This window comes from Halomonas sp. FeN2, assembly GCF_020595105.1.
Classification (GTDB): Bacteria; Pseudomonadota; Gammaproteobacteria; order Pseudomonadales; family Halomonadaceae; genus Vreelandella; species Vreelandella neptunia.
Genome location: NZ_CP074200.1, coordinates 987,116 through 1,000,264, shown reverse-complemented (window position 1 = coordinate 1,000,264; position 13,149 = coordinate 987,116). Strand labels below are relative to the sequence as shown.

Annotated in this window: 14 protein-coding genes; 11 read left to right on the top strand and 3 right to left on the bottom strand. The window is 54.2% G+C overall.

The genetic code is table 11. The features are described 5' to 3' along the window. The 7 genes from KF947_RS04720 (at nucleotide 1) to KF947_RS04690 (ending at nucleotide 7,263) form a co-directional block, all read left to right on the top strand. Nucleotides 1–1,065 carry an arginine N-succinyltransferase gene (locus tag KF947_RS04720; RefSeq protein WP_133730223.1) on the top strand — a complete coding sequence of 355 codons (1,065 nt, stop codon included), beginning with the start codon at nucleotides 1–3 and terminating at the stop codon, nucleotides 1,063–1,065. Next, nucleotides 1,065–2,096 (top strand): arginine N-succinyltransferase, encoded by a 1,032-nt coding sequence (astA, locus tag KF947_RS04715; RefSeq protein WP_227405591.1) that lies wholly within the window; start codon nucleotides 1,065–1,067, stop codon nucleotides 2,094–2,096. The genes KF947_RS04720 and astA overlap by 1 nt, the downstream gene beginning before the upstream one ends. Nucleotides 2,097–2,295: 199 nt before the next feature. Further along, the gene (astD, locus tag KF947_RS04710; protein WP_133730025.1) at nucleotides 2,296–3,768 is read left to right on the top strand and encodes a succinylglutamate-semialdehyde dehydrogenase; all 1,473 of its coding nucleotides are present in this window, start codon (nucleotides 2,296–2,298) and stop codon (nucleotides 3,766–3,768) included. After that, complete coding sequence (gene astB / locus KF947_RS04705; RefSeq protein ID WP_227405590.1) at nucleotides 3,765–5,132, top strand: N-succinylarginine dihydrolase; 1,368 nt, start codon at nucleotides 3,765–3,767, stop codon at nucleotides 5,130–5,132. Before astD ends, astB begins: the two co-directional genes overlap by 4 nt. A gap of 119 nt (nucleotides 5,133–5,251) precedes the next feature. Next, nucleotides 5,252–6,232 carry an alpha/beta hydrolase gene (locus KF947_RS04700; RefSeq protein WP_227405589.1) on the top strand — a complete coding sequence of 327 codons (981 nt, stop codon included), beginning with the start codon at nucleotides 5,252–5,254 and terminating at the stop codon, nucleotides 6,230–6,232. A 106-nt stretch (nucleotides 6,233–6,338) separates the two neighbouring features. Beyond that, entirely contained in the window at nucleotides 6,339–6,812 is a 474-nt protein-coding gene (locus KF947_RS04695) for a DUF523 domain-containing protein (protein WP_227405588.1), read from the top strand. A gap of 25 nt (nucleotides 6,813–6,837) precedes the next feature. Beyond that, nucleotides 6,838–7,263, top strand: a complete 426-nt coding sequence (locus tag KF947_RS04690) for a GNAT family N-acetyltransferase (RefSeq protein WP_227405587.1) — start codon at nucleotides 6,838–6,840, stop codon at nucleotides 7,261–7,263. Nucleotides 7,264–7,342: 79 nt separating this feature from the next. Here KF947_RS04690 and KF947_RS04685 read toward each other — a convergent pair whose 3' ends face one another. Then, the gene (locus tag KF947_RS04685) at nucleotides 7,343–8,281 is read right to left on the bottom strand and encodes a DMT family transporter (RefSeq protein WP_227405586.1); all 939 of its coding nucleotides are present in this window, start codon (nucleotides 8,279–8,281) and stop codon (nucleotides 7,343–7,345) included. Nucleotides 8,282–8,378: 97 nt separating this feature from the next. Here KF947_RS04685 and KF947_RS04680 point away from each other — a divergent pair, with 97 nt between their 5' ends. Beyond that, the gene (locus KF947_RS04680) at nucleotides 8,379–8,867 is read left to right on the top strand and encodes a MarR family winged helix-turn-helix transcriptional regulator (RefSeq protein ID WP_133730225.1); all 489 of its coding nucleotides are present in this window, start codon (nucleotides 8,379–8,381) and stop codon (nucleotides 8,865–8,867) included. A gap of 19 nt (nucleotides 8,868–8,886) precedes the next feature. Here KF947_RS04680 and KF947_RS04675 read toward each other — a convergent pair whose 3' ends face one another. After that, entirely contained in the window at nucleotides 8,887–9,045 is a 159-nt protein-coding gene (locus KF947_RS04675; protein ID WP_319796391.1) for a helix-turn-helix domain-containing protein, read from the bottom strand. A gap of 88 nt (nucleotides 9,046–9,133) precedes the next feature. Here KF947_RS04675 and KF947_RS04670 point away from each other — a divergent pair, with 88 nt between their 5' ends. Further along, nucleotides 9,134–9,889: an NAD(P)H-dependent oxidoreductase gene (locus KF947_RS04670; RefSeq protein ID WP_227405585.1), complete on the top strand. Its 756-nt coding sequence runs from the start codon at nucleotides 9,134–9,136 to the stop codon at nucleotides 9,887–9,889. 57 nt (nucleotides 9,890–9,946) lie between these two features. After that, the gene (gene bluB / locus KF947_RS04665) at nucleotides 9,947–10,624 is read left to right on the top strand and encodes a 5,6-dimethylbenzimidazole synthase (protein WP_227405584.1); all 678 of its coding nucleotides are present in this window, start codon (nucleotides 9,947–9,949) and stop codon (nucleotides 10,622–10,624) included. A gap of 8 nt (nucleotides 10,625–10,632) precedes the next feature. Here the strand turns inward: bluB and KF947_RS04660 are convergent, their stop codons facing one another. Further along, complete coding sequence (locus KF947_RS04660) at nucleotides 10,633–12,117, bottom strand: GGDEF domain-containing protein (protein ID WP_227405583.1); 1,485 nt, start codon at nucleotides 12,115–12,117, stop codon at nucleotides 10,633–10,635. 491 nt (nucleotides 12,118–12,608) lie between these two features. Here KF947_RS04660 and KF947_RS04655 point away from each other — a divergent pair, with 491 nt between their 5' ends. After that, the gene (locus KF947_RS04655) at nucleotides 12,609–13,085 is read left to right on the top strand and encodes a GNAT family N-acetyltransferase (protein ID WP_227405582.1); all 477 of its coding nucleotides are present in this window, start codon (nucleotides 12,609–12,611) and stop codon (nucleotides 13,083–13,085) included. Nucleotides 13,086–13,149: the final 64 nt, after the last annotated feature.

Below are 13,149 nucleotides of genomic sequence, written 5' to 3'. Positions count from 1 at the left end.
ATGCTGGTAGTTCGACCCGTTAAAGCGTCTGATCTCACGGCGCTTGAGCAATTAGCCGAGCATGCAGTACCTAAGCTTACCAACTTGCCTGCTAACCGTGAGCGGCTTCAGGAGCGCATTGCGCGCTCTCAAGACGCCTTTAATGGTGACGTCGAGTTTCCAGAAAACGAGCACTATACGTTTGTGCTGGCTGACGACTCACGCGAGGAAGTGCTGGGTACCGCCACCATTCGTGCCCAGGCGGGTGCCAATGAGGCCTACTACACCTACCGCCAGGAAACGCTGATTCACGCCTCGCAGCAGTTGAACGTACGTCGCGAGGTGCAGACGCTAGCGCTCTCCCATGAAGTGTCGGACGCTACCCTGCTGTGCGCTTTTTCGCTTAACCCGCGCTATAAAGGCACTAGCGCGGAGAGCCTACTGCGCCGGGCGCGGCTGATGTTTATCGCCCAGTACCCGGAGCGCTTTTCGCGCATTCTGGCGGTGGCGTTTCCCGGCTACCTGGATGCCCGCAATGAGTCACCGTTCTGGGAGAGCGTAGGGCGGCACTTTTTCGCCCGCAGCTTCCAGGATATGAATCATATTGCCGGTGTACGCTCGAAAAGTTTTATCGCCGAAGTCATGCCCCAGTTCCCGCTTTATCTGCCGCTGCTAACGCCTCAGGCGCGGGCGGCGATCGGCCGGGAACACCCAGCCCACGAAGAGGCGCTGGAAGAGATGCTGGCGGAGGGCTTCGTGCGCTCTCGCCATGTGGATATTTTCGACGCCGGGCCGATCGTCAAAGCCGAGCGCGAACGGTTGGAAACCTTCTGCAGTGCTGCCTGGCACCCGGTACGCATTCGCCCTGAACACGCGTTGCCCGATGCCGAGCCCGCGCTGGTTGCCAATCAAAAGCTTGGCGAGTTTCGTTGCATCGTCGCTCGCTACGCGCTGTCACCCACGGGCCAGCTGATGCTCTCAGCGGAGCATGCCGAGCGGTTGGGCGTTACGGAAGGGCGAGCGGTGCTCGCCGCGCCGCTAGCGCTCCCCAGCGTGGTAGACGCGCTCGATGAAGGAGAAATGTAATGCGCATTCGACCCATTGCCCGTGATGATTTGGATGGGCTTCAGGCGCTTGCGCAGCAGGCAGGGGTTGGTTTTACCTCGCTGCCGGATAACCGCGAGTTTCTAGCCGGTAAGATTGAAGCGGCTGCCAGTGCCTTTGAAGAGCGCACCCCGGTGGATGACCGGCTTTATTTCTTTGTACTAGAGGATGAAGTCAGCGGTGAGCTGGCGGGCTGCTGCGCCATTGAGGGGCAGGTTGGCCGTGAAGTGCCGTTCTACAACTACCGGCTGGGCACGTTGGCCCACTCCTCGGTTCAGCTGGATCTGCACCGCACCATCGATACGCTGTTTTTAAGCTCCGACCATACCGGTGACGCCGAAGTGTGCTCGCTGTTTCTGCGACCGGAATACCGCGGCGAAGCCAACAAACATTTGCGCAACGGCGCGCTGCTCTCCAAAGCACGCTGGCTGTTTATTGCCCAGTTTCGCGACCGTTTCCCCGATAAAGTATTAGCGGAAATGCGCGGTGTGTTCGATGAAAACAACACCAGTCCTTTCTGGGAGAGCCTGGGCAAACACTTCTTCCCTATGGATTTTAGCGAAGCTGACCGCCTAACCGGCCTGGGGCAGAAGAGCTTTATCGGCGAGCTGATGCCCAAGTTCCCTATTTACACCACCTTTATGGCCGAAGAGGCGCGGGCCTGTATTGGTCAGGTGCATCGTCATACCCGCCCGGCGCTGGAGATGCTGAAGAAAGAGGGGCTGCGCTGGGAAGGCTATATCGATATTTTCGACGGTGGCCCCACGGTGGAGGCGTACATTGACGACGTGCGTGCCATTCGCAACTCACGGCTTTGCCAGGTGGAAGTATCTGCCGGGGCAAGCGAAGAGAGCGTCAGCCGCTGGCTGGCCGCCACCACCCAGATGCTGCACTTTACCGCCAGTTGGGTAGGCCGCGGGCCAACTGATGACAACACCATCGTGCTAAGCGAACAAGAAGCGAAGCGCTTAGGCGTTGCCACCGGCGATACCCTAAGGCTACTCGAGACCTAAGGAGCCTCTGATTAATGTGATGAGCGCAGGCCAGACAAGGCAAAAATCAACGAAAAAAGGATCGGATTCGCGTGCGAATTTACGGGGTGTAAATGAGCATTTTGATCGGACTCGCGCACGAGGCGATTTTTAACGCAGTATGGCCAAGCGCAATAGTTAATCAGAGGTTGCCTAGGCGATGTTTACAGGAGAGTTTTTTATGCACGCCCAACAGCAGCAACTGATCAATGGCGCCTGGGTCGCAGGCGACGCAGAGCCGTTGAGCAAGCACGATCCCGTTTCTGGCAAGTCGCTATGGCAAGCAGCGACGGCTAGCTCAGAACAGGTTATGGCCGCTGTGAAAGCCGCCCGCGGAGCCTTCCCCGGCTGGGCGCGCACACCCTTTGCCGAGCGCCAGGCGCTTGTCGAGCGTTTTGCCGAGGTGCTGAAAGCACGCGGTGAAGACCTGGCAGTGGCGATTGCTTGTGAAACCGGCAAACCGCTCTGGGAAGCACGTACCGAAGCGGGTGCGATGGTGGGTAAGATCGGGCTCTCTGTTAAGGCGTATAACGAACGCACCGGTGAACGGGAAAAAGTGGTGGGCAGTGCAAATGCGGTGCTGCGCCATCGTCCTCATGGCGTGATGGCGGTGTTTGGCCCTTACAACTTCCCTGGCCACCTGCCCAACGGCCATATGGTGCCTGCGTTATTGGCGGGCAACTGTGTGGTCTTCAAGCCCAGCGACCAAACCCCGCTGACGGCAGATTTAACGCTGCAGTGCTGGCTGGAAGCTGGGCTTCCCGCAGGCGTTATCAATCTGGTGCAGGGCGGTGTGCCGGTGGGCCAAGCGCTGGCAGGTAACCCCGATATTGATGGCCTGCTGTTTACCGGTAGTGCCAAAGTGGGCGGTATGCTGCACCAGCAGTTTGCCGGACAGTTGGATAAAATTCTGGCGCTGGAACTAGGCGGCAATAACCCCCTGGTAGTGAAGGATATCGACGACGAGCGGGCAGCGGTGCTAACCATTCTGCAGTCGGCGTATCTCTCCGGTGGCCAGCGCTGCACCTGCGCGCGGCGATTAATGGTGCCGGAAGGGGCCGTCGGTGATCGCTTGATCGATGCGCTTTCAGAGGCGATCACCAAGCTACACGTGGCAGGGCAGTTCGAGGAAAATCCTGCGCCGTTCTATGGCGGTTTGGTCAGCGTAGCGGCGGCGGATAGCCTGCTGAAAGCCCAAGAAGAGTTGGAAACCATGGGCGGCACGGTGATCAATCGTATGAAGCGCCTGGAAGAGAACACCAGCCTGTTAAGTCCCGCGCTGATTGATGTGACCGGTCTTGATGTGCCGGACGAGGAGCACTTTGGCCCGCTGCTGAAAATCCACCGCTATCGCGATTGGGATGAAGCGCTTGAGCTTGCCAATAACACCCGCTACGGGCTCTCCGCCGGTTTAATCGGCGGCGATCGAGCCGATTGGGACGACTTCCTGCTGCGTATTCGCGCCGGAATCGTCAACTGGAATCGCCAAACCACCGGCGCCTCCGGCGATGCACCTTTTGGTGGTGTGGGTGACAGCGGCAATCACCGTCCCAGTGCTTTTTATGCGGCAGACTACTGCGCCTACCCGGTGGCCTCCATGGAAGCTGACAGCCTGGAGATGCCCGAGACCCTGCCGCCGGGAGTGAGTCTATGAGTGCCGCCGATATCAGTAGCGTCAGGGAAGTCAATTTTGACGGCCTGGTCGGCCCAACCCACAACTACTCTGGGTTGGCCGTGGGCAACGTCGCTTCCATGAGCCACGGCGGCCTGGTCTCCAACCCCAAAGAGGGCGCGCTGCAGGGGCTGCTTAAGATGAAGTCGCTGATGGACGCGGGCTACGCCCAGGGCGTTCTGCCGCCCCAACAGCGCCCGGATATTGGCGCACTGCGCGATTTAGGTTTTAGCGGTAGCAACAGTGAGGTATTGGCTCGCGCCGCTCTTGAAGCCCCACAGTTGCTGCGAGCGGTATGTTCGGCCTCCAGTATGTGGACGGCTAACGCGGGTACCATTACCCCCAGCATCGACGCATCAGATAACCGGGTACACTTTACCCCAGCGAATCTGCAATCCAGCTTTCACCGCTATTTAGAACCGCAAACCACTGGCCGCGTACTGCAGGCAATCTTCCGTGACGAACAGCACTTTGCCCATCACCCGGTGCTGCCCGCCACCCCAGCCTTTTCTGATGAAGGTGCGGCCAACCACACCCGTCTATGCGGTGAACACGGCGAACCCGGCGTTCATCTGTTTGTGTATGGCCGCCGGGCGTTTGGTGACGTGCGTAGCGGAGAGCGTGAACCCAAGCACTATCCGGCCAGACAAACCTTGGAAGCCAGTCAAGCGGTGGCCCGCCAGCATGGGTTAACAGAGGCACAAACGGTATTTGCCCAGCAGCACCCGGATGCTATCGATGCGGGTGTATTCCATAACGATGTCATTGCTGTGGGCAATGGCCCCGTGCTGCTCTACCACGAAATGGCCTTTCTGGACGAAGAGGGCACGCTGGACGAGCTTCGCGCCAAAATGACCACCCCGCTGATTCCTGTGCGCGTACCCTTGGAAGCGGTGAGTATGGAAGACGCCGTGGCGTCATATCTCTTTAACTCGCAGCTGCTATCCAATCCGGATGGCACCATGACGCTGGTGGTACCCGGCGAGTGTCAGGAGCGTGAAGCAGTATGGCGCACTATTCATGATCACTTACTGGCGGGCAATAACCCGATTAGCGAAGTGGTCGTCAAAGACGTCAAGCAGAGCATGCGCAACGGCGGCGGCCCTGCCTGCCTGCGCCTGCGCGTGGTGCTAACGGACGCAGAACGTGCAGCGCTTACCGGCCGCGTGCTGCTCACCGATGCTCTGTACGCTGATCTAACCGCGTGGGTGGAGCGCCACTACCGCAATCGCCTTGCCCCGGATGATTTGGCCGACCCACAGCTGGCGGAAGAGTCACTTGCCGCACTGGATGAACTCACTCAACTGCTGAAAATTGGCCCGGTTTATCCGTTTCAACTGGGGTAGTGTGTGATGTAGCGAGGGAAAACGATAAACGCCATGGCAGTGCCTTGGCGTTTTGGTTTAAAGTTTGTAGCGAAAGCTTAGCCGTCGCTTTGCCCGGCGTATGCGGTCAGGAGCGAGCAGTGCGACAATATATGCTGGCCTTGGTGATAGGAGTATTTTTAATAATGTCGACAGGCACTAATGCGAACGGCTTGGATTTCGAAGCGTTAGTGTCTGAGCAAGGCGCAGCAGGCACACTGCCAGCACTTCAGCCGTTTGAAGCAAGGGATGGCACGACACTTTCATATCGGCATTATTCAAGTGAATCCGACACGGCGCTGGTGCTCGTGCACGGCTCAGGGACCGACAGTCGATATCTGGCAACTTTTGCTCGCGAATTGGCAGCTTCAGGCGCCGCCGCTGTTTACACCCCAGATATTCGAGGGCATGGGCCATCTCCTGTTCGGCGCGGCGATATCGACTATATCCATCAGCTTGAGGACGATCTGGCTGATTTTATTTATCACGTCAAAACGGAAAACTCAGCAATAACCAGATTAGTGGTGGGTGGGCATTCGTCAGGCGGAGGACTTGCTATACGCTTTGCTGGTGGGGAGTACGGGCACCTTGCCGCTGCATACCTCATGATGGCACCCTATCTGGGGCACGACGCCCCTACCGTTCGTAATAACTCGGGGGGATGGGCTGAGCCGAGTGTGGCTAAAATTATTTCGCTATCTCTTCTCAACAGGCTTGGCGTGAAAGGCTTGAATAGCGTGACCGTGCTGCGATTTAACTTACCTCCTGAGTACCGGGATGGGTCAGAGACACTGGCTTATTCTTATCGGCTGATGACGGGGTTTAATCCCTCTAACTACCCGGATGACCTTCGTTCTATCAATGTGCCGAGCCTTTTCATAACCGGCGCCGAGGATGAAGCCTTTTTCGCCGATCGCTTTGAGTCTACCGTTCGACCGCATGTCCCAGACGCCGATGTCGTCACTGTCCCCGGCACATCGCACTTGGGGCTGTTAGTGAATGAAGAAGGCATTGAAATAGTGCGTCAGTGGCTTCAAGCGCGAAGCAGGACATCATCGATGTGTACTTTTGAAAACAGCTAAAGTTTGATGGATGATAATTAGAAGAGAGCACTCAGTTAGGGGCATATGAAGTATCAGTTTTAAGTTAACCACCGTACTGGAGACCGGCGATTTGAGAAGGGTATTAATGAGCGCCTGCCTTTTGGGTAAAAAGGTTCGCTATGATGGTGGCGCTCTTTCCGTGGATGATCAGATCGTTGAGCAATGGCGTTCGGAAGGTCGAATTGTTTCTGTCTGCCCCGAAGTTGAGTCGGGGATGAGTATTCCCAGGCCGCCCGCGGAAATTTTCAAAGGCAGTGGCAAGGGCGTTTTAAACGGTGAGGTGGATGTTATTGAAAAAGGCGGGGCCAAGGTAACCAGTGACTTTTTAGCGGGTGCCTCTATTGCTTTAAACCTATGCCATAAATTCGATATCGACGTCGCGGTGCTTGCTGAGTTCAGTCCTTCATGCGGAAGCACCGCTATTTATGACGGCAGTTTTATGGGTAAAAAAGTACCAGGTATGGGAGTCACCGCTGCATTGCTCCGCGAAAATGGAATTCATGTTTTTAGTCAGTATGAGATAGCAGAAGCCAACATTGCACTACTTGCCACAAACTAGTTAAAGCAGCACTAGGAATCGTGATATGACGCCTATTATTCGGCCTACTAACGACAAGGCGTTCGTGGAAAACATCATCATTCAGAATATGTCAGCCTACTACGAACAGTTGGATATGCGCTGGGATACAGCCCTGTTTGATAAACAGTGGAATGAGTTAGACAGTTACGAATTAGTGATTAACGCTAGCCCAGTAGGATTGCTATGCATCAATCATGACGAAGCCGCTTATTATATTCGAGAGTTACAAATTGATCATATGTGGCGGCGTCAAGGCTTAGGTACAGCGGCAATCCGCTACACGGAGGAAATCGCCCAACAGTCGGGCATCCGCTTACTTCGGCTCCGTGTGTTTTGTATCAACCCTGCAATAGCGCTATACGAGCGTATGGGGTTTCGCATTTGTAAAACTGAAGATAATACTCACTACATGCAGCGGCGCATTTTTTAATAGTAAAAATTAACGCTGTTTAACGGCTACTGATGAGCCACTTTACGGGGCGTCCAGCCATGATCGTGGTTCTCTTCGTTTAGGCGATTTTATTAGGCGCTTGTTTGGCTTTACCAATATTGAGCAGGGCAATACCTGCACCAATTAACAGGGTGCCTAGTAGTAATCCCTCGGGAGCGGTTTCTCCTTGCAACAATATGGCGACCGGAACGCCTACCACAGCACCGACGGAACCCAATAGGCTCAGAAACACCGGGCCGCCGCTTTTCTGTAGCAGAAAGAGCAGTAAGAACTGGCCTGCGAAGACCATCGCCTGAAGTGCAATCAGTAAGAACGGCAGGGAACGTTCTGTTGGAACGCTCAGTGAGAAGCCGGGCAGAAACCCTACGCTGAGTAGAATGATGGTCGCAGCAATAAGCATCCCCGGCGCCAACGCATCGCTAGATACGCCTTCTGGCCAGCGTAAGGTTCGGTAGAGGTTGCCGATAGCCAGCAGAACGGGGCCAATTAAAGCGAGGAGAATCCAAAGATAATCAGCATCTGGGGCGGAAAACTTATGGAAGGCGAGGGTGACGGCCCCCGCAAGGGCTGATATTACTCCCGCCGCACGCAACATCTGGAACCGCTCCATGTTTAACGCAAGTGCGCCCACGTAGGTGAGTAGCGGCGGCAGGGTGATGATTAATGCCACGAACCCAGCACCCACATGGGGGATGGCTGAGAAAAAAAGCAGGTTGGCACCCGCTACGCCCAGTAGACCTGAAATAGCGTAATACTCAACGGTGCGAAAGTTTACCGGCGGTAGATTGCCGCGGAAGGCCGCGAGAACCAAGAGAATAAGCGCCGCTCCTGAAATTGACCAAAACAGAAAAGCGAGCGCTGATAGCTGAATATCACCGGCTAGTTTTGCCAAATTAGTCGATAGCCCCAGCAAGGCTCCACCGGATAACAGATACACCAGAGGGGCAAGCCAAACTCTTGTGCGTGAGTGGGTGCGGGTAGTGCTTAACGATGTCATTGGCGATGTTCTCATAGGTACCGTTTCGAAAGTATCTTGATATCAAGTTATGTGTGATTAATCTTGACGTCAAGATAATTAGGCGCAAAATATGCTTATGGATCATGTAGACAACATTCTCAAACAGTGGCGGCAGGAGAGGCCCGACCTTGATGTTGCGCCGATGGGTACCATCGGGCGGGTCAAACGGCTGAACCACGCTTTAATGCGCGCAATGGAGAAGACCTGGGCGAAATACGGTCTAACTGACGCGAGCTTTGACGTTCTGGCAACTCTTCGTCGTGAGGGGGAGCCTTACGCTCTATCGCCGGGGGATTTGATGGCATCCACCATGGTGACTTCGGGCACCATGACCCACCGCATCAATCAATTGGAAAAGGCGGGGTTAATCGAGCGGGTCAAAAACCCCGACGATGGTCGTGGTTTTCTCATCTCTCTTTCTCAACGTGGATTCGAGTTAATCGATGAAGCCGTTGCTGCCCATGTGGAAACCCAGGCACAGCTGGTGAGCGCCCTGACTGAAGATCAACGAGCGCAACTCGATGAGCTGCTTAAACAGTTCTTAGCGGGATTGGAACAAGAGTGATGTGTGTCGCAGCGGCAACTTAGCCACTATTGAGAAGAGTCACGCCTAGACTTTGTTCCATCTCGCTTAAACACCTGGAGACGTTGGCATGGCTAATACGCCGCGCTCGGCTGGCGCCGGATAGCGACCCCTCTTCTGCAATTGCTAGATCGTCCCACCTTACTTGTTGTTCATTCATGCAAACTGAGTTGTCATTTTTCGCGAATGTTTGAGCGTATTTGAACAGGCTAGTCTGTCGTTGAACCAATCAATAGGGGAAGCGCAGAATGAATGTGTTGATCGTCTTGGCTCATCCTGAACGCAAATCGTTTAATGGCGGCCTAGTGGATGTAGCGGTAAAACAACTGGTGGGTGAGGGCCATACAGTAGAAGTAGATGATCTCTATGCTGAGCAGTTTGATCCGGTGGAGCGCGCTGAGCAATATCCGCATAGCGCCGTGGCCTCGGACTACTTCTATCCCCTCAATGAGCAGCGGGCTCACTACGAGCAAAACACATTACCGCAGGATGTCCAGCGGGAGTTGGCGCGGTTGGAGTGGGCTGACCTAGTGATCTTCCAGTTCCCTTTGTGGTGGCACGCCCAGCCTGCCATTTTGAAAGGCTGGTTTGATCGGGTGCTGGTGTATGGCGGGCGCTATACAAGCCGCATGCGTTACGATCATGGCTACTATCGCGGAAAACAGACAATGCTGTCAGTCACCACAGGCTCGCCAGAGAAGGCGTTTCAGCCCTTTGGCCGCGCTGGCAATATGGTGCACTGGCTGTGGCCCATGCACGCATCTTTGTACTACGTTGGCTTTAACGTGCTGGCGCCTCAGGTGAGCTACGGCATTCAGGGCGGTGGTATTCGCTATCAAGAAGAGGCCGACATCATTGGTCACCTAGAGACCTGCAAAGCGACTTGGGTCTCTCGTCTGAAGAACTTGGATAGTGAACTACCCATTCCCTTTACCGGATGGGATGACTGGGACGATGACGGCGTTTTACGCCAAACCAACCCGCTGAGATGGCGGCTAGGCTGAGCTCGTGTAGACTCTTACTGTCTATAAAACAGATCAGCAAAAGGCCCAATCAGCGCCATGACCACCTCTAACCACCGTTTTTCCGATGCTGAGCGGCGTGGCCTTTACCGCGCCATACACGAGCGGCGCGATGTGCGCTCGCAGTTTCTGCCTGACCGGATCCCCCCTGACGTACTGACCCGCCTTTTGGAAGCAGCGCATCATGCGCCTTCTGTAGGGTTTATGCAGCCCTGGGATTTCATCGTGATTGAAAGCCGTAGCGTCAGGGAAACGGTGTTGGCGATGTTCGAGCAAGAGAACCAGAAGGCCGCCGAGCGCTTTGAAGGCGAACGTAAAGAGCATTACCGCAGCCTTAAGCTGCAAGGTATTATGGAGAGCCCACTTAATCTCTGTATTACCTGCGACCGCAGCCGGGGCGGTCCCCATGTGCTGGGGCGTAACAGCATTGTGGATACCGATCTTTTCAGTACTTGTCTCGCTGTGCAAAATCTTTGGTTAGCTGCGCGGGTAGAAGGTATTGGCGTTGGTTGGGTAAGTATTCTTGACCAAGAGCAGCTAAGCACGGCGTTGAATCTGCCTGAGCACGTTTATCCGCTGGCGTATCTCTGTCTTGGCTACGTGAGTGATTTTTTAGACCAGCCAGAACTTGAAGTCAAAGGCTGGCGCTCCCGCCTGTCATTAAGTGAACTGGTACATGGCGATCAGTGGGGGCAGGCGTTTGTCAGTGGCTTGTGAGAAAGTTTTTATAAGGGTATCCAGCCCGCGGTACCCAGGTCATCTACTCTTTGCTTGCGGTGCTGGTTCTTGTCTTCGTACATGCGCTCGTCCGCTAGCGCAAAAACCTGTAGGGCAGGCACTTCGCTGGAGCTGGCGCATCCCAAACTCAAATGAAGCGCCAATTCTTCACGTTCACCGTTAGCGGTATCGATAATGCAACGTTGCTCAGGCAAATTTTCTCTGATCAAGTTGGCGACACGCTTAGCTGCCGTCAGATCGGCAGAGGGAAACAGAATGACGAATTCATCGCCACCGCAGCGTGCAAGTATGTCGCTGTCTCTACAGTGAAGTTGCAGGTACTTGGCAACGCTAGAAAGCAGTTGATCGCCTGCGACGTGTCCATAATGGTCGTTCACTTCCTTGAGCCTGTCGACATCCATCATCAACACAGCAAAATCCAGGCTCGGTGTTTGCGCCTTCCACTGAATGCTCATTTGCAGTGCGGCTTCCAAGAAGCCTCGGTTATAAAGCCCGGTTAGTCCGTCACGCTCAGCCGTTTTTTTAAGTTCCAAATTTAGCAATTTATTTTCGGTAGCGGCCGCCAGTTGGTCGGCAAAGAGGGAGAGTATTTGCTCCAAGCCGTCTTCTCTGCTGGGAGCTTTCATGATCAGCCAGCCTTCGTACAAGCTTAGGCGATCCTCCATGGACATAACATATAGGTTCTCGCCTTCGACTGTTTGTGGCAGTGTGCCCGGCTGTAATCTTTGCCTATGAACGCTGGCCAATAGATGCTTTAGACGCTGTTCATCCTTTGGGCTTAGTCCCGCAAAAGACGAGTAGCGTGTCACTTCAGAACGTTGCCTTTCTTGTACAAAAACAGCAAAACCGTAGTCGGGGAAATGGGAGTGTAGGTGGTTTAAGGAGTCATCCAGCAGGGTATGGATATTGGCTGCACGATTTGCCACCGTCCCGAGATCAAGCAGGGCGTGAAAGACTCGGTTCTGAAACTTTATCTCGCCAATGCTGCGTCCAATCTGACGATTCTGACTGTACGTTACGCGGCCGATGGTTAGAAAATAGACGACTGCTCCCGCCCATTGGTAAATGTCTAAATTGTTGCTTACATAGGGTCGAAAATTGAAGCTTGTTAGGGCGCTTCCTATCAAGGCTGCGGTAGTGAAAAGTACGGCTGCAACAAGCATCTTGCGTACTCCGCCGACCACTAAATTGTTCATCAAACAGGCAAGACCAATGGTGATCGTGGCTAAAATGTAAAAATCCAGCACGCTGCACCAAAAACCAAATAGCAGGCTGTCATAGAGTAGATTTCTGAACTCGGCACGCTTTGAGTTCTGGGCGTTTACAGCAAGCGCATAGGCAACGCCGGGCCATAGCAGCAGCAAAATCCCAGGCAGAATAAGTGTCCAGCCGCTGCCTTCTATTACGGCGATCCATACGGTTAAGCCGAAAGTATGGCAAAAGGCAAAAATGCGCGGGGCAATGGTTGCCAATGCAAGACGGTGCGGGCGTCTCAAGGAAGGTTGCATTCGTGAGTCTTTACTCAACGTTATTTTATTAACAGACTAGCACCTAAGAGGTTAAGAAGTCCTGTCCTAACATCAGGCGAAGAACCCTTTATTTTCTCATGCTTTAGTCTCTGTCAAAGGTATCTATTGGATAGGATGAAACTGACTCGCAACGGGCTCGTAAAAACGTTGCATGCTCGCGAATTGCCTTTTGGGTGCCCTCTGGCTTAGGGACGGTAACTCGAAACTGGCGCTTTGTTGATGATCTTAATAAGGGGGTTCTTAATTGCATTGCGACCTAGTCTTACGTGGGCAAGTACTTTCAAGTTGAGATAAGCCAATCTGGTTGCAGTTTTGTAAACGTTAACAGCGTTAAACTTCTGGCTAGCAGTGTGTTCGGGAGGTATCGGCGCTGGCCAGTCTACCCATATATCGCTACTGTATTCGCTTGTGCTAAATAAGATAAGGCGCCATTTATGCGAAGCGATATCACCCTCCAGCGGTTAAGAGCTGAAGACCCTAATGCTGAAGTCGTCGCAGGTTGGACATTCTCCGCCTGGGGCCATTTGCATCCTGGGCTCACACTAGAACAAGCCATTGAGCGCACTAAAGCCAAATGTGGCCAGGCTGGCGTGCCTTCCATTTTTGTGGCGATACAAAACGAAACCCCTGTTGGTACCGCTAGCCTCATTGCCGATGACATGAGCATACGCCGCGAACTTACCCCCTGGCTTGCCTCCGTATTTGTCGTACCCGAATGGCGGGGGCAGGGCATTGCCTCTGCCTTGGTACGCCGAGTGGAAGCCGAAGCAACTGCGGGTGGTTGTGATCGCTTATATCTCTATACCCCTGATCAGCAGGCTCTGTATCGACGGCTGGGATGGCAGGGTGAGGAAAACATTGAGTATCGGAGAGAGCACGTTACGGTAATGGCGAGGCAGTTAGACCAGTGATGAACAGAAACCCCGTGTGTAAAGTGAGGGGTTAGCGTTTAAAAGCAGTCATCAAATCACTAAG

Excerpts from the sequence above, each read along its gene's own strand:
- KF947_RS04695 (WP_227405588.1), top strand. The coding sequence starts at position 6,339 with ATGAGCGCCTGCCTTTTGGGTAAAAAGGTTCGCTATGATGGTGGCGCT.
- astD (WP_133730025.1), top strand. The coding sequence starts at position 2,296 with ATGCACGCCCAACAGCAGCAACTGATCAATGGCGCCTGGGTCGCAGGC.
- KF947_RS04720 (WP_133730223.1), top strand. The coding sequence starts at position 1 with ATGCTGGTAGTTCGACCCGTTAAAGCGTCTGATCTCACGGCGCTTGAG.
- KF947_RS04675 (WP_319796391.1), bottom strand. The coding sequence starts at position 9,045 with ATGAATGAACAACAAGTAAGGTGGGACGATCTAGCAATTGCAGAAGAG.
- KF947_RS04670 (WP_227405585.1), top strand. The coding sequence starts at position 9,134 with ATGAATGTGTTGATCGTCTTGGCTCATCCTGAACGCAAATCGTTTAAT.
- KF947_RS04655 (WP_227405582.1), top strand. The coding sequence starts at position 12,609 with ATGCGAAGCGATATCACCCTCCAGCGGTTAAGAGCTGAAGACCCTAAT.
- bluB (WP_227405584.1), top strand. The coding sequence starts at position 9,947 with ATGACCACCTCTAACCACCGTTTTTCCGATGCTGAGCGGCGTGGCCTT.
- astB (WP_227405590.1), top strand. The coding sequence starts at position 3,765 with ATGAGTGCCGCCGATATCAGTAGCGTCAGGGAAGTCAATTTTGACGGC.
- KF947_RS04680 (WP_133730225.1), top strand. The coding sequence starts at position 8,379 with ATGGATCATGTAGACAACATTCTCAAACAGTGGCGGCAGGAGAGGCCC.
- KF947_RS04685 (WP_227405586.1), bottom strand. The coding sequence starts at position 8,281 with ATGACATCGTTAAGCACTACCCGCACCCACTCACGCACAAGAGTTTGG.
- astA (WP_227405591.1), top strand. The coding sequence starts at position 1,065 with ATGCGCATTCGACCCATTGCCCGTGATGATTTGGATGGGCTTCAGGCG.
- KF947_RS04690 (WP_227405587.1), top strand. The coding sequence starts at position 6,838 with ATGACGCCTATTATTCGGCCTACTAACGACAAGGCGTTCGTGGAAAAC.